This is a genomic window from Agromyces sp. PvR057 (genome assembly GCF_040547485.1).
Classification (GTDB): domain Bacteria; phylum Actinomycetota; class Actinomycetes; order Actinomycetales; family Microbacteriaceae; genus Agromyces.
In genome coordinates this window covers 161,742-181,598 of record NZ_JBEPPT010000001.1, presented here as the reverse complement: position 1 = coordinate 181,598, position 19,857 = coordinate 161,742, and the positions used below count along the sequence as shown (strand labels likewise).

General features: G+C 68.8%; 17 protein-coding genes. 8 read left to right on the top strand and 9 right to left on the bottom strand.

What is annotated here, in order from left to right; all coding sequences use genetic code 11:
* Positions 1–63 precede the first annotated feature (63 nt).
* Positions 64–1,422 (top strand): aspartate--tRNA(Asn) ligase, encoded by a 1,359-nt coding sequence (gene aspS / locus ABIC29_RS00860; protein WP_199471219.1) that lies wholly within the window; start codon positions 64–66, stop codon positions 1,420–1,422.
* On the opposite strand, the gene ABIC29_RS00855 is transcribed toward aspS, so the two are convergent.
* The 7 genes from ABIC29_RS00855 to ABIC29_RS00825 all read right to left on the bottom strand — a co-directional run bounded on the left by ABIC29_RS00855 (position 1,419) and on the right by ABIC29_RS00825 (position 11,839).
* On the bottom strand, positions 1,419–3,041 hold the full coding sequence (locus ABIC29_RS00855) for a SulP family inorganic anion transporter (RefSeq protein ID WP_354241901.1): 1,623 nt from the start codon (positions 3,039–3,041) through the stop codon (positions 1,419–1,421). The genes aspS and ABIC29_RS00855 overlap by 4 nt on opposite strands.
* Positions 3,038–3,970 (bottom strand): HAD family hydrolase, encoded by a 933-nt coding sequence (locus tag ABIC29_RS00850; protein ID WP_354241898.1) that lies wholly within the window; start codon positions 3,968–3,970, stop codon positions 3,038–3,040. Before ABIC29_RS00850 ends, ABIC29_RS00855 begins: the two co-directional genes overlap by 4 nt.
* Positions 3,970–6,306, bottom strand: coding sequence for an arylsulfatase (locus tag ABIC29_RS00845; protein ID WP_354241895.1), 2,337 nt, complete (start codon positions 6,304–6,306; stop codon positions 3,970–3,972). The genes ABIC29_RS00850 and ABIC29_RS00845 overlap by 1 nt, the downstream gene beginning before the upstream one ends.
* 114 nt (positions 6,307–6,420) lie before the next feature.
* Positions 6,421–8,781: a sulfatase-like hydrolase/transferase gene (locus ABIC29_RS00840; protein ID WP_354241892.1), complete on the bottom strand. Its 2,361-nt coding sequence runs from the start codon at positions 8,779–8,781 to the stop codon at positions 6,421–6,423.
* A gap of 99 nt (positions 8,782–8,880) precedes the next feature.
* Complete coding sequence (locus tag ABIC29_RS00835) at positions 8,881–11,238, bottom strand: arylsulfatase (protein WP_354241890.1); 2,358 nt, start codon at positions 11,236–11,238, stop codon at positions 8,881–8,883.
* Positions 11,239–11,381: 143 nt separating this feature from the next.
* A complete protein-coding gene (locus tag ABIC29_RS00830; protein WP_354241888.1) occupies positions 11,382–11,657 on the bottom strand; it encodes a glutaredoxin family protein in 276 nt (91 codons plus the stop codon).
* 83 nt (positions 11,658–11,740) lie between these two features.
* The gene (locus ABIC29_RS00825) at positions 11,741–11,839 is read right to left on the bottom strand and encodes a 30S ribosomal protein bS22 (protein ID WP_003792170.1); all 99 of its coding nucleotides are present in this window, start codon (positions 11,837–11,839) and stop codon (positions 11,741–11,743) included.
* A gap of 118 nt (positions 11,840–11,957) precedes the next feature.
* Here ABIC29_RS00825 and ABIC29_RS00820 point away from each other — a divergent pair, with 118 nt between their 5' ends.
* Entirely contained in the window at positions 11,958–12,467 is a 510-nt protein-coding gene (locus tag ABIC29_RS00820; protein ID WP_116080424.1) for a GNAT family N-acetyltransferase, read from the top strand.
* 24 nt (positions 12,468–12,491) lie between these two features.
* On the opposite strand, the gene ABIC29_RS00815 is transcribed toward ABIC29_RS00820, so the two are convergent.
* Positions 12,492–12,932, bottom strand: coding sequence for an ArsR/SmtB family transcription factor (locus ABIC29_RS00815; RefSeq protein WP_116080423.1), 441 nt, complete (start codon positions 12,930–12,932; stop codon positions 12,492–12,494).
* Between the two features lie 73 nt (positions 12,933–13,005).
* Here ABIC29_RS00815 and ABIC29_RS00810 point away from each other — a divergent pair, with 73 nt between their 5' ends.
* Together ABIC29_RS00810 and ABIC29_RS00805 are read left to right on the top strand one after the other, a co-directional pair.
* On the top strand, positions 13,006–14,451 hold the full coding sequence (locus tag ABIC29_RS00810) for a TrkH family potassium uptake protein (RefSeq protein WP_354241883.1): 1,446 nt from the start codon (positions 13,006–13,008) through the stop codon (positions 14,449–14,451).
* A complete protein-coding gene (locus ABIC29_RS00805) occupies positions 14,444–15,112 on the top strand; it encodes a potassium channel family protein (RefSeq protein WP_055854866.1) in 669 nt (222 codons plus the stop codon). The genes ABIC29_RS00810 and ABIC29_RS00805 overlap by 8 nt, the downstream gene beginning before the upstream one ends.
* Positions 15,113–15,188: 76 nt before the next feature.
* Here ABIC29_RS00805 and ABIC29_RS00800 read toward each other — a convergent pair whose 3' ends face one another.
* Positions 15,189–15,584: a hypothetical protein gene (locus tag ABIC29_RS00800; RefSeq protein WP_354241879.1), complete on the bottom strand. Its 396-nt coding sequence runs from the start codon at positions 15,582–15,584 to the stop codon at positions 15,189–15,191.
* A gap of 166 nt (positions 15,585–15,750) precedes the next feature.
* On the opposite strand from ABIC29_RS00800, the gene ABIC29_RS00795 reads away from it, so the two are divergent.
* From ABIC29_RS00795 to kdpB, 4 genes are read left to right on the top strand one after another with little or no spacing between them, the layout of a single operon-like run.
* Positions 15,751–15,900: a hypothetical protein gene (locus ABIC29_RS00795; RefSeq protein WP_158551730.1), complete on the top strand. Its 150-nt coding sequence runs from the start codon at positions 15,751–15,753 to the stop codon at positions 15,898–15,900.
* Positions 15,897–15,986 (top strand): potassium-transporting ATPase subunit F, encoded by a 90-nt coding sequence (locus tag ABIC29_RS00790; RefSeq protein WP_022891167.1) that lies wholly within the window; start codon positions 15,897–15,899, stop codon positions 15,984–15,986. Before ABIC29_RS00795 ends, ABIC29_RS00790 begins: the two co-directional genes overlap by 4 nt.
* A complete protein-coding gene (gene kdpA, locus ABIC29_RS00785; RefSeq protein ID WP_354241874.1) occupies positions 15,986–17,659 on the top strand; it encodes a potassium-transporting ATPase subunit KdpA in 1,674 nt (557 codons plus the stop codon). The genes ABIC29_RS00790 and kdpA overlap by 1 nt, the downstream gene beginning before the upstream one ends.
* Position 17,660: 1 nt before the next feature.
* Positions 17,661–19,838: a potassium-transporting ATPase subunit KdpB gene (gene kdpB, locus ABIC29_RS00780; protein WP_354241871.1), complete on the top strand. Its 2,178-nt coding sequence runs from the start codon at positions 17,661–17,663 to the stop codon at positions 19,836–19,838.
* Positions 19,839–19,857 lie beyond the last annotated feature (19 nt).

The window sequence follows — 19,857 nt, the reverse complement described above, 5'->3', positions numbered from 1 at the left end:
GCGGGCACCGCATTGACCGGTTAGCCCGTTCGCACCGGTCCGGCCCCAGTAGGATTGACCCTCGTGAACGAACGCACCCTGGTCAAGAACCTCGCCGCCCTGCCCGACGGCCCCGTCACGATCGCCGGATGGGTCGAGACCGTCCGCGACCAGAAGAAGGTGCAGTTCGTCATCCTCCGCGATGAGTCCGGTGCCGTGCAGGTCGTGAACCCCGCGACCCGCGAACTCCCCGAGCCCGTCGAGGGCGAGGCGGCCGACGACACGGCCCCCGCGCGCCTGGCGACCACCGAGGCCATCTCGGCCCTTGCGCACGGCTCGTTCATCCGCGTGACCGGCGAGCTCAAGCACGACGAGCGCGTGAAGCTCGGCGGCCTCGAGGTCAAGCTCGCCTCGCTCGAGGTCGTCTCCGAGGCCAACCCCGAGACGCCGATCGCGGCCGACTCGAGCCTCGACAAGCGCCTCGACTGGCGCTTCCTCGACCTGCGCAACCCGAAGCAGGCGCTCATCTTCCGCATCCAGACCACGTTCCTGCATGCGCTGCGCGGGGTCTGGGTCGAGAAGGGCCTCATCGAGATCCAGACGCCCAAGCTCATGGCGTCCGCCTCCGAGTCACGCGCCGAGCTCTTCGAGGTCGACTACTTCGAGGGCAAGGCGTACCTCGCCCAGAGCCCGCAGTTCTTCAAGCAGATGGCGCAGGCCGCGGGCTTCGGCGGCATCTTCGAGGTCGGCCCGGCGTTCCGCGCCGACCCCTCGTTCACCTCGCGCCACGCGACCGAGTTCACCTCCGTCGACACCGAGATCAGCTGGATCGACTCGCACGAAGACGTCATGGCCCTGCATGAGGAGCTCATGGTCGCCGGCTTCCAGGCCGTCGTCGACGCGCACGGCGCCGCGATCCAGGAGTACTTCGGCATCGAGCTGCAGGTGCCCTCGCGCCCGTTCCCGCGCATCCCCCTCGCCGAGGCGAAGCAGATCGTCGCCGACCGCGGCTACGTCGTGCCGCGCGCCGACGCCGACATGGACCCCGAGGGCGAGCGCCAGATCTCGACGTACGTGAAGGAGGAGCTCGGCCACGACTTCGTGTTCCTCACCGACTACGCGTCGAGCATCCGGCCGTTCTACCACATGCGCCACGAGGGCGACGCGAGCCTCACCAACTCCTACGACCTCATCTACAACGGCGTCGAGATCTCGACGGGCGCGCAGCGCGAGCACCGCATCGACGTGCTCGTCGAGCAGGCGAAGGAGAAGGGGCTCGACCCCGAGGAGCTCGAGTTCTACCTCGACTTCTTCCGCTACGGCGTTCCCCCGCACGGCGGCTTCGGCATGGGCCTCGCGCGCGTGCTGATGCTCATGCTGGGCGAGTCCTCGATCCGCGAGACCACGTACCTGTTCCGCGGCCCGACGCGCCTCCTGCCCTAGTCGGCGACGCAGGCGGCCTCGAGCGTCGGGTACACGCGCCCGGCCGCCTCGAGGCCGCTGAACCAGCTCGTGCGACGGGCGATCTCGGCACCGCCCGCTGGCACTGCCGCGAGGCGGAGCTCGATGCCCTGGTCGGCGAGTTCCCGGTCGAGGTCTGCCAGCGTGTCGAGCACGGTGATCGACGTCGTGACGAGGTGCGTGAGTTCGAGTGCCACGGCCCGCACGCCCGGTGTCGCGTCGACCGCGGCGAGCACGGCGTTCTCGTTCGCGAGCACGTTCGCCGTGTAGAGCGGTCCCTCGAGGCGTACGGGCAGCACGTCGTCGACGACGGCATCGGTGACGACCCGCAGGCGGTTCAGTTCACGCAGCACCACGATCAGCGTCGAGACCACGCCGACGGCAACGGCGGGCAGCAGGCCGGCGGTGAGGCCGACGGCGGCCGTCGAGAGCGCGATCCAGAAGTCGACCCGGCTGATGCGCGCGAAGCGCACGAGCGAGCGGATGTCGATGAGCCCGATCACCGCGACGAACACCAGCGATGCGAGCGTCGCCTGCGGCAGGAGGCTGATCACCGGCGCGAGGAACAGCACGACGAGCAGGGCGAGCACCACGGTGGTGATCGACGCCAGTTGCGTCCGCGCGCCCGCCGCCTGGTTCACCGCGCTCTGCGAGAACCCGCCTGCGGCCGGCAGCGTCTGGAAGAACGACCCGACGGCGTTCGCCGCCCCCGTCGCGAACAGCTCCTGGTTGCTGTCGATCTGGGCTTCGCCCGGCTTGCGGATGCCGCGGGCGACCGCGGCCGACTCCAGCAGGGCCATCACGGCGATGGCGAGGGCGCCGGGCAGGAGCGCCCCGAGATGCGCGAACGACGGCAGTTCGGGCGGCGGGAACCCCTGCGGCACGGGAGCGATGAGTTCCACGCCCGCGGCGTCGATGCCCCCGAACGCGACGAGGAGGATGCCGGCGGCCACGACCACGAGCGGCCCCGGCACCCGCGGCAGCCAGCGCTTGAGCCACACCAGGACGACGATCGAGCCGGCCGAAAGGGCGACCGTGGCGGGGTTCGCCGCGGGCAGCGCCTCGGCGACGGCCACGAGCGACCTGATGAACCCGTGCCCGGAGAAGTTCGTCGTCTCGCCGAGCAGCTTCGGCAACTGGCCGACCGCGACGGTCGCGCCGACGCCGATCTGCACGCCCACGAGCGTGGCCTTCGAGATGTTCTCGACGAGGGATCCGAGCTTCGCGAGGCGGGCGAGCAGGAGGATCACGCCGACGAGCAGGGTGAGCGCCATGAGGTCGGCCAGCGGGTCGTCGGAGCCTGCCGCGACGCCCGCAGACACCAGGGTCGTGGCCGTGAGGGTCGCGATGGTCGACGTCGTCGACACGCTCATGGCCCGCGAACCGCCGAGCATCGCGTAGACCAGCATCGGCACCATGCAGGTGTAGAGGCCGACCTGCACGGGCAGGTTCGCGATCGTCGCGTACGCCATGGCCTGCGGGATGACGACGGCGCCCGCCGAGAGGCCGGCGAGGACGTCAGGACCGAGCCACGACCGCCGGTATCCGGCGAACGTCGGCAGCAGGACCCGGCGGTGGCCCGCGGCGACGCCCGGACTCACCCTGCCGCCGGATCCACGAAGACGCTCGCCCAGTCCTCCTTGACGCTGACGATCGTGTAGCCACGGTCGGCCGCTGCGGCGAGCGCGGCATCCGCCCCCTTGTCGTAGGGCGTATCGCCGCGACCGGTGTCGTCGTCGTGGTGCACGAGCAGCGCCAGGCCGTCGCCCTTGCGCGTGAAGTCGAGCATCTGCTGGTCGCCGTTGGAGTTGCCGCACGCGATGAGCGGCCGCCGCCCGATGCGGCTCCAGATGCGCACGGGCTTCTCGGGGCCGTCATCGAAGAAGTCGAGGCCGGCGGTGTACCGCACCTCGTGCGAGCCCTCGTCGTAGGCGAGGCCCATCGCGGACCCGACGACGTGCTCGGGCGGGATGCCGTAGTACTCCTGCGTCATCGGGCGCATGAAGTCGCGTTCGCCGCCCGAGACGATGTACGTCGTGAAGCCGTGCACCTCGAGGTAGCGCAGCAGCTCGACCATGGGGCGGTAGACGGCATCCGCATACGGCGTACCGAGCGTCAGGTGCTTCGCGTTCTCGTAGAAGTCGGCGACGGATGCCGCGTAGTCGTCCACGCTCATGCCGGCGGTGACGCCGACGAGCGCGCCGATGAGCACCTTGAGATCGCTGTCGTCGCCCTCGTAGTGCTTGTCGACGGCGCCGCCGAGCCAGCCGAAGTCGTGCGTGACGGCCGCCGTGTATGGCTGCCGCTCGGCGAGTGAGGGGTCGGCTTCCGCCTGTCTGCGCCACTGCTCCACGATGTAGTGCAGCTGCGTCGGCATGGGCTTCTCGGTCCAGAGCGTGCCGTCGTTGTCGAACACGGCGATGCGCTCGGACTCGGGCACCGCGTTCGGACCCGTCGCGACCCGTTCGACGAACGACTCGATGGCCGAGCGCGTGGCGGTGTCGTTCCAGGACGGCAATGAGGCGGCCATCAGTCGCGCGCCATCGCTGCGGCCAGGTGCGCCTCGAGGTCGACGTACGCGTCGTCGGCCACGTCGAAGATCACCTTGCGGATCTCGCCGCCGGTGTAGTCGAACCGCCCGAGGTAGTCGGCGGCCGAGACGCTGTCGCCGGAGTCGTAGCCGATGCAGAGGCCCTCGCCGCACAGCGCGAAATGCCCGGTCATGGTTCGGATCTCGGCGGACGTGACGGCTTGGTCGTCGATGTGGAGCGTGGCCGTGCCGTACCACTCGTGGTGGTCGCCCATGCGCTCCTTCTCGAACTCGATGCCGAGCACGTGCTCCCCGGCGGTCGGCATCGGGGCCGAGAGCTTCTGCGGCTCGCCGATGCCCAGGAAGTTCTGCACGTAGTGCAACTGCCCGTCCTTGACGAAGAGCGCATGCCCGCCGAATCGGGATCCCTGCGCGAAGATGATGCCCTCGGTCTGCGCCGTCGTGACCACCTGGCCGAGCACCTTGAACGACACCGCGTGCGTGTTGGCCGCATTGCGTTCGGGGATCTCGCTCGTGCCCGGGTAGTAGACGTACTGGCCACTGGGCGGCACCGGAACGCTGAACTCCATCGCGAGGAACACCTCGAGATCCTTGCCCGCGACGGCGAGGTCGTTCAGCGGCAGCACATTGTTGGCCTTCGCCTCGCTCAGCCACAGGGCCTGCAGCTCGGCGAGCTTCTCGGGGTGCTCGTCGGCCAGGTCGTGCCCCTCGGCACGATCGACGTCGGTGTGGAAGAGCTGCCAGCGATCGCGCTCGAACGCCCCGATGCCCGTGATCGGTCCGTGTTCGGTGACCGCCTTCCAGCCTTCGTGCCAGATGCCGCGGTTGCCGAACATCTCGTAGTACTGGGTGGTCTTCGCGGTCGGCGCGGACTCATCTTCGAAGCTGTAGGCCATCGAGACGCCGGAGAGCGGCGTCTGCGTGACACCGTCGATCTCATCGGGGAACGTCACGCCGCATGCCTCGAGGATCGTCGGCACGATGTCGGTCGAGTGGTGGTACTGACCTCGGACCTCGCCGCGGGCCGCGATGCCCTTGGGCCACGACACGACCAGGGGATCGGCGATGCCGCCCTGGTACACGTACCGCTTGAACATCCGGTACGGCGTCGAGAAGGCGACGGCCCATCCGGTCGGGTAGTGGTTGTACGTATCGGGCGATCCGAGGACGTCGAGGTACTTCAGATTCTCCTCGACGGTGTCGGGGAAGCCGTTGATGAACTTGCCCTCGTTGACCGATCCGTTCGGGCTGCCCTCACCGGACGCGCCGTTGTCGGCCGCGTAGACGATGAGGGTGTTCTCGAGCTGCCCCGACTCCTCGAGGTAGTCGATGATGCGACCGACCTGGGCGTCGGTGTACTCCGAGAAGCCGGCGTAGACCTCCGCCATGCGGCTGAAGAGCCGCTTCTCGTCGTCAGAGAGCGTGTCCCACGGCCGCACGGCGTCGCCGGGCGCGTAGGTTCCCTCCGCCATGGGGTTCAGCTCCGTGAGTTCGGTGCCCTCCGGAAGGATGCCGCGTTCGATCATGCGCGGCAGCACCCACTCGCGGTAGGCCTCGTAGCCGTCGTCGAACATGCCCTTGTACTTGTCGATGTACTCCTGCGGCGCATGGTGGGGTGCGTGGTTCGCCCCCGGGCAGAACCACAGGTACCAGGGCTTGTCGGGCTCGGTCTGCTTGGAGTCGCGGATGAACTGCATCGCCTTGTCGGCGAGGTCGGCCGACAGGTGGTACCCGTCTTCGGGCATGTAGGGCTGGTCGATGTAGTGGTTGTCCTCGGCGAGCGACGGATACCACTGGTTGGTCTCGCCGCCGATGAAGCCGTAGAACCTGTCGTAGCCCTGCGCGAGCGGCCAATCCTTCTTCGAGCCTCCGGCCGACCACGCGTCGATGGGGATGTTGTGGTTCTTGCCGACCCAGTACGTGCTCCATCCGGCATCCCGAAGCACGGAGGCCATGGTGCCGTTGGACTTCGGGATGTGGGAGCTGTAGCCCGGGAACCCCGACGACGACTCCGAGATCGAGGCGAACCCGTTCTGGTGGTGGTTGCGCCCGGTGAGGAACGTCGAGCGCGTCGGCGAGCAGAGCGCCGTCGTGTGCCACTGCGAGTACGTGAGGCCGTTCGCGGCGAGCCGGTCGAGGGTCGGCATCTGGATGCGCCCGCCGTAGGGCGACCAGGCTGCCTGCCCGGTGTCGTCGAAGAGCACTACGAGCACGTTCGGTGCGCCCTCGGGCGCCTTCTCAGGAAGGAACGCGTCCCAGTCCGGCGTCGAATCGCGCACGTCGAGCTCGATGATCCCGTTGAATTCCCTGGCCACGTACGAACCTCCCCCGAGTGCCGCCGAGCATCGACGGTCTGCGAACCACGCTGCCATGCGCCCTGCGGTGAGGCAAGGAGGGCATGGCGAGGTTCCCTTGCGTCCCTGTGGGCGCTACTGCCGCGTCATCGCGATCTGCATGCGGTGATCCGGGTCCATGAGATGGTCGTGGCTGTCATCGCCGGCGTCGACGCGCACCCACGCGATACGGCCCGTGAATTCGTTGCCGCGGGACCCGTAGTCCGCCGAGACGGGAGACGCGACATCCGCCCCGACATCGACGGTCTCGTCCATCGAGAAGAAGAACGGGAGCGTGCGCGCGATCTCCCCCTCGCCGACGACGGTGTCGCCGTCGAACAGCGTGACCGTGCCGCCCTTGCCCAAGCCGCCTCCGGCGTAGGCGAAGTGGGCGCGGATCTCGTGCTTGCCCGGGGTCAGGGCGACGTCGGATCGGACGTAATCGGTGTCGATGCCGAGGATGTTGTAGGCGAACGCGAGCGCGCCGTCGTGAGCGTAGAAGCTCCACCCGCCGTACGAACCGCCCTGCGCGATCACGACGCCCGCGGCGCCGACATCCGGAACCGTGACGGAGGCCGTGACCGTGAACGACTTGTTCTTGATGTTGATGAACGAGTTCTCGCTGAGGCGCTTCATGCCCGCGTACAGGGTCTGACTGGTGCCGCGCACGAGCGCCGGACGGCCGGCGATCTCCTCGTTGAAGCGCTCGGCCGAGCGGATGTCCATCGGCAGCACGTTGAAGCGGGCGGCCTGGATCAGGAACAGGCGCTGCAGCTCGGCGAGCTTCGCGGGCTCCCGGGCGGCGAGGTCGTTGGACTGCGTCCAGTCCTCCTCGACGTTGTAGAGCTCCCAGACGTCGTCGTCGAGCCCGTGGCTCGAGGCCAGCCAGGGGTCCTTGTGCTTGGCCACGGCCGTCCAGCCCTTGTGGAAGATGGCGCGGTTGCCGAGCATCTCGAAGTACTGGGTGGTGTGCCGCTCGTCGGCGCCCTTCTCGTCGAAGGAGTAGTTCATCGCCGTGCCCTCGTAGGGCCGCTGCGTCACGCCGTGCACGGTCGACGGCTCGGGGATGCCGGCGGCCTCGAGCACCGTCGGGGCGACGTCGATGATGTGCGCGAACTGGTCGCGGATCTCCCCGCGTGCGGCGATGCCGTTCGGCCAGCTGACGATCGTGCCGTTGCGCGTGCCGCCCCAGTGCGAGGCGACCTGCTTGGTCCACTGGTACGGGGTGTCCATGGCGTGCGCCCAGCCGATGGCGTAGTGGTTGTACGACCGGGGCGTACCGAGGTCGTCCTTGTGGGCGATCAGGTAGGCGTCGTCCTCCAGCTCCTCCATGTGGTTGATGACGAACGCCTCGTTGGTGGTGCCCTTCATCGTGCCCTCGGCCGAGGCGCCGTTGTCGCCGATGATCACGTAGATCAGGGTGTCGTCGAGCACCTCGAGCTCCTCGAGCGCGTCGATGAGGAGTCCGACGTGGTGGTCGGCGTACTCGAGGTACCCGGCGTAGACCTCCATCTCGCGGGCGAGCACGGGCTTGAGCGCCTCGTTCATCTCGTCCCACGCGGGGATGCCCGGGCTGCGCTCGGTGAGCACGGCGCTCTCGGGGATGACGCCGGCCGCCTTCTGCCTGGCGAACGTCTCCTCGCGAACCGCGTCCCACCCCTGGTCGAACTTGCCGGCGTACTTGTCGGCCCACTCCTCGGGCACGTGGTGAGGGGCGTGGGTCGCGCCCGGCGCGAAGTACGTGAAGAACGGCTTGTCAGGTGCCAGCGACTTCTGCTGCTTCGTCCAGTTGATGGCCTTGTCGGTCATGTCGGCCATGAAGTGGTACCCCTCTTCGGGCGTTCCCCACGGCTCGACGGGCGAGGTGTTCTCGTAGATCGCGGGGTACCACTGGTTCGTCTCGCCGCCGATGAATCCGTAGAAGTACTCGAACCCGCCGCCCGGGTGGGGCCAGTGGTCGAACGGCCCGACGGCGCTGGACTCCCAGACCGGCACTTCGTGGCACTTGCCGAACTGCGCCGTGCTGTAGCCGTTGAGCTTCAGCGTCTCGGCGAGGGGGGCGCAGTTGTTCGGCCGCAAGGAGCTGTAGCCCGGCGCACTCGTCGCGATCTCGGTGATGCCGCCCATGCCGACGGTGTGGTGGTTGCGCCCCGAGAGCAGTGCAGCACGCGTCGGCGAGCAGAGCGCGGTCGTGTGGAATCGCGTGTACTTGAGGCCCAGCGCCGCGATGCGCTCGAAGTTCGGCGTCTGCACCGGGCCGCCGAAGGCGCTCGACGCCCCGAAGCCGGTGTCGTCGATGAGCACGACGAGCACGTTCGGCGCCCCCTCGGGCGGCAGCAGCCGCTCGATCGGCGGGTAGTGGGTGTCGGGGTCGGTCGCGTCGTACGTGACCGTTCCCGTGTACGCGAGATCGGGGATCGGCAGTGCCCCCCGCTGGATGTCCTCGTTCTTCGCCATATGCGTCTTCGCTTCCCCTCGCGGCGGGCCCCCGCCATCATCGTGCCCGGAGCAACGGTCCCGCGTGGTTCGGGCAGCGCCACGCGGCATCCGCTCGTCCTACTGGTGTCGCATCGCCGCCTGCAGCCACTCCTCCGGGTCGATGAGATGGCCGTGGTCGTCGGTGCCGAGATCGATCTGGGCCCAGTCGATCGTGCCGGTGAACCGGCCCTGCTCGGTCGCGTAGCCCTCGTAGGCCGGCATGCCGGTGTCGACGCCGACGTCGAGGCCCTCGTCGAACGAGAAGTACATCGGGTGGGTGCGCTTCACGGTCGCCGGAGCTCCGGATGCCGCGCCGTCGATGAAGAGCGTGACGGTGCCGCCGCGCCCGATGCCGCCGCCGTCGTACGCGAACTCGGCCCGCACCTGGTGCGTGCCCGCACCGATCTCGGTGTCGCTCAACGCCGTGGAGCGCAGCAGCCCGCAGAAGTTGTAGTGGAAGCCGAGCCTGCCGCCCTCGGCGAAGAACGACCAGCCGCCGGTGCGCCCGCCCTGCGCGACGATCGCGCCGTCGAGCGAGCCGTCGTCGGGCACCACCACCTCGGCGGTGACCGACCACGACCGGTTCTTGACGTTGATCGCGACGTTCTCGTTGAGGCGCGTCATGCCCTCGTAGAGCCGCAGGGTCTGGCCCTGCACGATCGTGGGCCGGCCGGCGAACTCGGGGTTCATGCGCTGCGCCGCCCGGTCGTCGAGGGGGATCACGTTGTAGCGCGTCGCCTCGATGAGGAAGAGCTGCTGCAGTTCGGCGAGCTTCTCGGGGTTCTGCTTCGCGAGGTTGTTCGACTGGGTCCAGTCGACGGTGGTGTCGTAGAGCTCCCAGACGTCGTCGGAGAAGTCGGGCGCGGCGCCCACGACGTCCCACGGCGTGCGGTGCCGAGTCTGCGCGGTCCAGCCGCGGTGGTAGATGCCGCGGTTGCCCATGATCTCGAAGTACTGGGTGGTGTGCCGTTCGTCGGCGGATGCGTCGTCGAACGAGTACGCCATCGAGACGCCGTGCATCGGCACCTGCGTGACGCCGTTCACGGTGTGCGGCTGCGCGAGGCCGGCGAGGTCGAGGATCGTCGGCGCGATGTCGATGACGTGGTGCCATTGGTTGCGCACCTCCCCCTGGGCCTTCACGTTCGACGGCCAGTGCAGGATCGTGCCGTTGCGGGTTCCGCCGTAGTGCGAGGCCACCTGCTTGGTCCACTGGTACGGCGTGCACATCGCGTGCGCCCATCCCACCGCGTAATGGTTGTAGGCCTCGGGTCCGCCGATCTTGTCGAGGTTCTCGGCCCAGAACTCGGGCGTCTCGTACTCGGCGCCGCCGTTGGCCGCCGTCGAGAGCATGAACGCGCCGTTGAGGCCGCCCTCGGCCGAGGCGCCGTTGTCGCCGATGATGTAGAGCACGAGCGTGTCCTCGAGGATGTCGAGGGCTTCGAGCGCGTCGATCACGCGACCGGTGTGGTGGTCGGCGTACTCGAGGAACGCCCCGTAGACCTCCATCTGGTGGGCGAGGATCCGCCGCATGGCCTCGTCGGTGTCCTCCCAGGCCGGGATGCCCTCCGAGCGCTCGGTGAGCACGGCGTCGTCGGGGATCACGCCGAGCGCCTTCTGGCGGTCGAACGTCTCCTCGCGGAGCTTGTCCCAGCCCTGGTCGTACCTGCCCTCGTGCTTGGCGATCCACTCCTTCGGCACGTGGTGCGGTGCGTGGGTCGCGCCGGGCGCGAAGTAGACGAAGAAGGGCTTGTCGGGCGTGAGCGCCTTCTGCTGGTTGATGTACCGGATCGTCTGGTCGGCGAGGTCGGGCATGAGGTGGTAGTCGGGATCCGTCGGCGGTTCGATGAACCCGACGCCGTCGATGAGGGCCGGCGTCCACTGGTTGGTCTCGCCGCCGATGAAGCCGTAGAACTTCTCGAAGCCGCTGAACGCCGGCCAGTGGTCGAACGGGCCGGTCGGACCGCTCTCCCAGACGGGCACCTCATGGCACTTGCCGAACTGGGCCGTGTTGTAGCCCGACTGCCGGAGGATCTCGGGCAGCGGCACGCAGGAGTTCGGCCTCGTCGAGCGGTAGCCGGGCGACGGGGTGGCGGTCTCGGTGATCTGGCCCATGCCCACCTGGTGGTGGTTGCGGCCGGAGAGCATCGCCGCGCGCGTCGGCGAGCAGATCGCCGTCGTGTGGAAGCGGCTGTAGCGCAGGCCGCCGCCGGCGAGGCGTTCGGCGGTGGGCATCGGCACCGGCCCGCCGAAGGCGCTCGACGCCCCGAAGCCCACGTCGTCGAGCAGCACGAGGAGCACGTTCGGCGCCTGCTTCGGCGGACGCTTCATCTCGATGGGCGGAAGCTTCTCGTCCATCTTCTTCGCGTCCATGACCATCGGCCCGGTGTAGACCTGGTCGGGAATCGGAAGGACTCCCCCTGGCAGAACGTCGCTCATCGATCGCCTTCCCCGCATGCGAACGCGCCACCCCCCGGCGGCGCTGCTCCCACCGTTTCATGCGGGTTCGCGAAAGACAAGCCGGGTCCGGCGAACGCGCAGGCAACCGAGCTGCGACGGGCGCGCGCGGCGTTCCGCGCCGATCAGCGGGCGAGCAGGGCCGTCTTCAGGCGCACCGGATCGACGCGCCAGTACGCGTGCATCGTGCCGTCGACGAGCAGCACGGGGATCTCCTCGGCGTACCGCTCGGCGAGCGCGGGGTCGTCGAGGATCGAGACCTCGACGAGCGCGACCGACGGCGACCCAGCGGCATCCGTCGCCTCGACCTCGGCCATGACGGCCTGCACCACCTCGCGAGCGTCGTCGCAGAGGTGGCATCCGGGCTTGCCGATGAGGGTGAGGCGGATGTCGCGGGGCATGCCCCCAAGCCTAGGCACCGTCGCCGGGTACAGCGAAAAGCGCCAGGCCGGGGGCCTGACGCTCTCAGCGGTGAAGCAGCGGACTACTTCTTGTTGCGACGCTGGTGGCGCGTCTTGCGAAGCAGCTTGCGGTGCTTCTTCTTCGCCATACGCTTGCGGCGCTTCTTGATGACGGAACCCATCAGAACCTCACAGAAAAGATCGAGTCGGCCGCGCGAGTCGCAGCCGCAGGCAGAAAGCCTCGGGATAGTCTAGCGGATTCGAACCGCACCCCTGATCACCGTGCGTTAGCGTCGAGGGATGCGCCACCGCGAGCCCACCATCCGAACCACCCGCGAAGAGGACTGGCAGCAGGTCCGCGAGCTCCGGCTCGAGATGCTGCGCGACACGCCCATCGCGTTCGCCGAGACGCTCGAGCACGCCGAATCGCTCGGCGAAGCGGTCTGGCGCCTGCGCGGCGCGCGCGGCACGACGCCGGGCCAGACCTCGGTCGTCGCGATCGACGGCGAGCGCTGGATCGGCCACATGGGCGGGTACATTCCGGATGCCGCATCCGGCCCCCTCCTCGTCGGGGTCTATGTGAGCCCGGCGTACCGGGGCGACTCGCGCGGCGTCTCGCGTCGGCTGCTCGAGGCCGTCGAGGAGTGGACGCTCGAGTTCGGCGACGCCCTGCGACTCGAGGTGCACGAGGCGAATCCGCGGGCCATCGCCTTCTACGAGAAGCTCGGGTTCAGCCTGACCGGGCACACCCGCGCGTACGAGCTGGAGCCGGGCGGACTCGAGCTCGAGATGATCAAACGCCTGCGCTGAGCCCGCAGCTCTGAGCCCGCGCGGCTACTTGCGCTTGTTCGGCGAGACGACCGCGCTGACCTGGTGCGCCGTCTCGGCGAACGCCTTGCCGAGACGCGAGGCGAACGCGAGCTGCTCGGCCCGGAGGTCTTCGGAGTCGATCGCCCCGGCGCCCGCGAGCGTCGCGGCGTCGGCCGCGGCATCCGACGACATGAACGGGATCAGCCAGTCTTCCAGCGTCTCGAGCGGGCCGCGGTCGAGGCGGTAGTAGCGGTGCTGGCCCTCTTCGCGCACGCTCACCAGACCCGACTCGCGCAGCACCTTGAGGTGCTTCGAGACGGTCGGCTGGCTGAGCCCGAGCGACGCGACGATCTCGGACACGCTGATCTCGCCGTTCGACTCGGGAGCGGTCGTCTCGCGCTCGAGCAGGACCGCAAGGATGTCGCGTCGGGTCGCATCTGCCACCACGTCGAAGATGTCCGCCATGCTGCAAGGCTAGTCATTCCGGGCGGGGAGTACCATGACTCACGCATTCCGACGACGGCACTGAGGGGGGTCGATGCGCGTTCAGCCGATGGGCCGCGGCGGTCGGTTCGACCAGCGATCATGGCTCGGACGCCTGCGCGACGCCGTCGACGGATTCGTCAAGCGCTCGCCCTCGAGGTTCGCGATCGTCATCTTCGCCGGTCTGATCCTCATCTTCACGCTCCTGTTCTCGCTCCCGGTCGCGCGCGCCGGCGAGGGCTCGGGCACCCCACTGCACGATGCCCTCTTCACCGCCGTCTCGGTGATCTGCGTGACCGGTCTCGCGACCGTCGACATGGCGACGTACTGGTCGCCCTTCGGCAACCTGCTGGTCTTCATCGGCGTCAACATCGGCGGCGTCGGGGTGCTCACGCTCGCATCCATCCTCGGCCTGGTCATCTCGCGACGCCTCGGCCTGCGCTCGAAGCTCATGGCGGCGAGCGACACGAACCCGTCGCGCATCCACGTCGGCCCGGTCTCCGAACGTCAGGCGGTGAAGCTCGGCGAGGTCGGCGGGCTGCTCGTGACCGTCGCGATCAGCGCGCTCGTCATCGAGGTGACGATCGCGATCGCGATGGTCCCCAGCATGCTCGCCGCGGGATACGACGCCTTCCACTCGGTCTGGTACAGCTTCTACTACTCGGCGATGGCCTTCACGAATACCGGGTTCAGTCCCAACCCCGGCGGCCTCGAGCCGTTCGAGCACGACTACTGGATGCAGACGCTGCTCATGGCCGGCGTGTTCCTCGGCAGCCTGGGATTCCCGGTGATCTTCGCGCTCGCGCGCTACTGGCGCGCGCCTCGGCGGTGGAGCCTGCACGTGAAGCTCACGCTCACCACGACCATGATCCTCTTCGTGCTCGGCGCCGGCATGTTCGTGCTCCTCGAGCACGCCAACCCCCGCACGTACGGGCAACTCGACGCGGGCGCGACCGTCTTCCAGTCGTTCTTCATGTCGGCCATGACGAGGTCGGGCGGGTTCGCGACCGTGAACATGCACGACCTCTACGGCTCGAGCCAACTCGTCAGCAGCATGCTCATGTTCATCGGCGGCGGCTCGGCCTCCACGGCCGGCGGCATCAAGGTGACCACCCTCGCCGTGCTGTTCCTCGCCGGAGTGGCCGAGGCGCGAGGCGCGCCCTCGATGGAGGCGTTCGGCCGCCGCATCCCTCGCGACATGCTGCGACTCTCGGTGAGCGTCGTGCTGTGGGGCGCGACGATCGTCGCGGCGGCCTCGATCATCATCCTGCAGATCACGAAGGCGCCGTTCGAGAACGTGCTCTTCGACGTCATCTCGGCGTTCGCCACGTGCGGGCTGTCGACCGGCCTCACCGCCGACCTGCCGCCATCCGGCGTCTACGTCATGGCCGCCACGATGTTCATGGGCCGCGTTGGTACAGTGACTCTCGCCGCGGCCCTCGCAGCGAGCCAGCGACGACAGTTGTTCAAGCGTCCCGAAGAGAGGCCCATCGTTGGTTGATCGCATCAAGCACGACGCCCCGGTGCTCGTGATCGGCCTCGGCCGGTTCGGCGCCGCCACCGCCGGTCAGCTCGACCGCCTCGGCCGCGAGGTGCTCGCCGTCGACGAGAGCGAAGCCCTCGTGCAGAAGTGGTCGGAGCGGGTCACGCACGCCGTCGTCGCCGACGCGAAGTCCATCGACGCCCTCCGCCAGATCGGCGCGCAGGACTTCTCGATCGCGGTCTGCGCGGTCGGCTCGTCGATCGAGGCCTCCGTGCTCATCACCGCGAACCTCGTCGACCTGAAGATCCCGCAGATCTGGTCGAAGGCGATCTCGGCATCGCACGGCAAGATCCTCGAGCGCATCGGCGCGAACCACGTCATCTACCCCGAGCGCGAGGCCGGCGAGCGCACCGCGCATCTGGTGTCGGGGCGCATGCTCGACTTCATCGAGTTCGACGACGACTTCGCGCTCGTGAAGATGTACCCGCCGAAGCCCATCCGCGGCAAGAACCTCACCGAGTCGGGCGTGCGCTCGAAGCACCGCGTGACCGTGGTCGGAGTGAAGAGCCCCGGCAAGCCGTTCACCTATGCGACCGAGCAGACGGTGGTCTCCAACCACGACCTCATCATCGTCTCGGGCACCGAGGGCGACATCGAGAAGTTCGCCGCGCTCGAGTAGGGCGGATGCCGCAGGCCGGCGTCCGCCCGGCAGCGTACGCCGTGGCGTGCCCTGGCGTGGCGTGGCGTGGCGTACGTCAGGCGACGAGCATGGCGATGATGCCGATGACCCCCGCGACGACGGCGAGCGCGAGGAACACGAGTCCGAGCAGTCGCAGTACGCGGCGCCCCGCGGGCGGCTCGTGCAGCCGCAGGTGCTCGGGCTCGCGTTCGCGGTAGAACGCGGGCTCCTCCTGCGGGTTCGCGACGTGGTGCCGCTCGTCGGCGCTGAGCCTGCGCGAGTGGAACTCCCCCTCGGCGAACCAGCGCACGATGCTGCCGCCCGCCTCGTCGACGATGACCGCGTCGGTCGGCAGCCAGCGCCCGTCGGCGATGCGGATGAGCAGCACCACCAGCAGGCATCCGAGGCCGACGGCGAGGCCGACCCAGCCGATGACCTCGGCGATCGCCCCGATCGTCTCCCACGCGCTCATGACGAGAACGCTACCGGCCCGCGAGAGTGCCACTCCGACGGATGCCGCGGACGCGCCGCAGGACGCCGGCGCCACGGCCATGAGCGGCGCATTCGGATCACCCGCCGGGGCGTTAGGGCTCCATGAGGATCGGCGCCGACGCACCTGCTCCGGTGTTGCATCAGTGGTGCAGCACCCCAGCTGCCCGCCAGCCGTGTCCGCGGCTCGCGACCTCGTGAATCTGGAGTCCTTCGTGCTCGACGTCGTCTACCTTCTCGGCATCCTCGCCGTGTTCGTACTCGTCGGCCTCATCGCCAGGGGGGTCGAGAAGCTGTGATCTTCTTCGAACTCCTCGCTGCCGCGTTGGGTGTCGCCGCTGTGGTGTACCTGGTGTACGCCCTCGTCAAACCTGAGCGGTTCTGATGGACGTCCTCTTCGCCGTCCTGCAGGCGGCCACTCTCGCCCTCATCCTCGCCCTCCTGTACCGCCCGCTCGGCGACTACATGGCGCGCCTCTACACGACCGACCGAGACTGGAGGATCGAACGCGGCCTCTATCGCCTCATCGGCGTCGACCCGCGCTCGGAGCAGTCGTGGCCGGCCTACCTGCGCGGCGTACTCGCGTTCTCGGTCGTCGGGGTGCTGTTCGTCTACGTGCTGCAGCGCGCCCAAGCCGTGCTGCCGTACTCGCTCGGGCTGCCCGCCGTGCCCGAGGGCCTGTCGTTCAACACCGCGGCCTCCTTCGTCTCGAACACCAACTGGCAGTCGTACTCCCCTGAGCTCACCATGGGGTACACCGTGCAGCTTGCCGGCCTCGCGGTGCAGAACTTCGTCTCGGCGGCCGTCGGCATCGCCGTGGCCGTGGCGCTCGTGCGTGGATTCGCCCGTCGCAACTCGGGCACGATCGGCAACTTCTGGGTCGACCTGTTCCGAGGCTCGCTCCGCCTGCTGCTCCCGCTCTCGATCATCGGGGCGATCGTGCTCATCATCGGCGGCGTCGTGCAGAACTTCAACGGCTTCACCGAGATCACGACCCTCGCCGGCAACACGCAGAATCTGCCGGGCGGCCCGGTCGCATCGCAGGAGGTCATCAAGGAACTCGGCACGAATGGCGGCGGCTTCTTCAACGTGAACTCGGCCCACCCATTCGAGAACCCCAGTGCGTGGACGAGCCTGTTCCAGAACGTGCTCATGCTCGCGATCCCGTTCGCCCTGCCCCGCACGTTCGGCAAGATGGTCGGCTCCAACAAGCAGGGCTACGCGATCCTCGCGGTCATGGCGACGCTCTACGTCATCTCCCTCGTCGCGCTCAGTGCGCTCGAGGCCGGCGGCAACGGCACGGCACCCGAGCTCGCCGGTGGCGCGCTCGAGGGCAAGGAGGCGCGCTTCGGCATCTTCGGTTCGGCGCTCTTCGGCACGACGTCGACGCTCACGTCGACCGGCGCCGTGAACTCGATGCACGACTCGTTCACCGCCCTCGGCGGCATGATGCCGATGCTGAACATGATGCTCGGCGAGGTCGCCCCCGGCGGCGTCGGTTCGGGCCTCTACGGCATGCTCGTGCTCGCGGTCATCGCCGTGTTCATCGCGGGACTCCTGGTCGGCCGCACGCCCGAGTACCTCGGCAAGAAGATCGGGCCGCGCGAGATCAAGCTGGCGAGCCTCTACATCCTCGTCACGCCGACGCTCGTGCTCGTGGGCACCGCCCTCAGCTTCGCGATCCCTGGCATCCGAGAGGACGTCGAGTCGGTCTCGATCTGGAACCCCGGCATCCACGGCATGAGCGAGGTGCTCTACGCGTTCACCAGCGCGTCGAACAACAACGGTTCGGCGTTCGCCGGTCTCACGGCGAACACGCCGTGGCTCAACACGGCGCTCGGCGTCGCGATGCTGCTCGGCCGGTTCGTGCCGATCGTGCTCGTCCTGGCGCTCGCGGGCTCCCTCGCCGCGCAGGACAAGGTGCCCGCCACCGCAGGGACGCTGCCGACATATCGGCCGCAGTTCGTCGGCCTCCTCGTGGGCGTCACGGTCATCGTGACCGCGCTCACCTATTTCCCCGTTCTCACGCTGGGTCCCCTGGCTGAAGGGCTGAACTGACATGTCCACCATCTCCACCGCATCGGCCCCCGAACCCGTGGCAGAGCACGCGCCCCGACCGACGGGCTCCCCCTCGAAGCGGCCGGCCGGCGCCTTCGGGCCGGCGCAGGTCGCGCAGGCCCTGCCCGGCGCCTTCCGCAAGCTCGATCCGCGGCTGATGTGGCGCAACCCCGTCATGTTCCTCGTCGAGGTCGGCGCCGCGCTCACGACCGTGCTCGCGATCGCCGAGCCGTTCCTGGGCGGCCCGGAGTCGTCGGGCGGCACGGCCGTGCCGCTCTCCTTCACCTGGGCGATCGCCGTCTGGCTCTGGCTCACCGTGCTCTTCGCGAACCTCGCGGAGTCGGTGGCCGAGGGCCGCGGCAAGGCCCAGGCCGACACCCTGCGGCAGACCCGAACCTCGACCGTCGCAAGGCGCGTCACGGCCTACGACGAGGTCGCGGATGCCGCGGCCGAGCGATCCGCGGTCGCCGAGATCTCCTCGGGCGACCTGCGACTCGGCGACGTCGTCGTCGTGACGGCGGGCGAATCGATCCCGGGCGACGGCGACATCATCCACGGCATCGCGTCAGTCGACGAGTCGGCGATCACCGGTGAATCGGCCCCGGTCGTGCGGGAGTCGGGCGGCGACCGCTCGGCCGTCACGGGCGGCACCCGCGTGCTCTCCGACCGCATCGTCGTGCGCATCACCTCGAAGCCGGGCGAGACCTTCGTCGACCGCATGATCGCGCTCGTCGAGGGCGCCTCGCGCCAGAAGACGCCGAACGAGATCGCGCTGAACATCCTGCTCGCGAGCCTCTCGATCGTCTTCGTGATCGTCACCCTCACGCTGAACCCGATCGCCTCGTACGCAGCGACGCCGGTCTCGATCCCGGTGCTCATCGCGCTCCTCGTCTGCCTCATTCCGACGACGATCGGTGCGTTGCTCTCGGCGATCGGCATCGCGGGCATGGACCGCCTCGTGCAGCGCAACGTGCTCGCGATGTCTGGCCGCGCCGTCGAGGCGGCGGGCGACGTCACGACGCTGCTCCTCGACAAGACGGGCACCATCACGTACGGCAACCGTCGTGCGAGCGAGTTCGTGCCGATGCCCGGCGTCGACCCCACGGAACTCGAGCGTGCCGCGGCGCTGTCGTCGCTCGCGGACCCCACTCCCGAGGGATCGTCGATCGTCGACCTGGCGGCGGCACGCGACATCCGTTTCGACACTGCCCCCGCCGGCGAGGTCGTGCCGTTCACGGCGCAGACCCGCATGTCGGGCCTGGACCTGCCCGACGGCTCGAGCATCCGCAAGGGCGCCGGCTCGGCGGTCATCGCCTGGGTCGAGGCATCCGGTCGCATCGCGTCGAGCACCCGCGACGAGCTCGAGCAGCGCGTCGAGGCGATCTCGAACAGCGGCGGCACCCCCCTCGTGGTCGCGGCGAAGGACGCCGACGGCGCGGCGCGCCTGCTCGGCGTCGTCCACCTGAAGGACGTCGTGAAGGACGGCCTCACCGAGCGCTTCGCCGAGCTCAGGGCCATGGGCATCCGAACCGTCATGATCACGGGCGACAACCCGCTCACCGCGAAGGCCATCGCGGCCGAGGCGGGCGTCGACGACTACCTCGCCGAGGCCACGCCCGAGGACAAGATGGCGCTCATCAAGCGCGAGCAGGCGGGCGGCAACCTCGTCGCCATGACCGGCGACGGCACGAACGACGCCCCGGCACTCGCGCAGGCCGACGTCGGCGTCGCGATGAACACGGGCACGTCGGCCGCGAAGGAGGCCGGCAACATGGTCGACCTCGACAGCGACCCGACGAAGCTCATCGAGATCGTGCGCATCGGCAAGCAGCTGCTCATCACGCGCGGCGCGCTCACGACGTTCTCGATCGCGAACGATGTCGCGAAGTACTTCGCGATCATCCCCGCGATGTTCGCGGGCGTCTTCCCGGGCCTCGAGGTGCTGAACGTCATGCAGCTCCACTCCCCCGCCTCGGCGATCCTGTCGGCGATCATCTTCAACGCGATCATCATCGTGATCCTGATCCCGCTGGCACTCCGCGGCGTGAAGTACACGGCGGGTGGCGCGTCAGCGATCCTCAGCCGCAACCTGCTCGTCTACGGCCTCGGCGGCATCATCGCCCCCTTCATCGGCATCAAGCTGATCGACCTGGTCATCAGCCTCATCCCCGGGTTCTAGGCCCGGGCGCGAAAGGAAA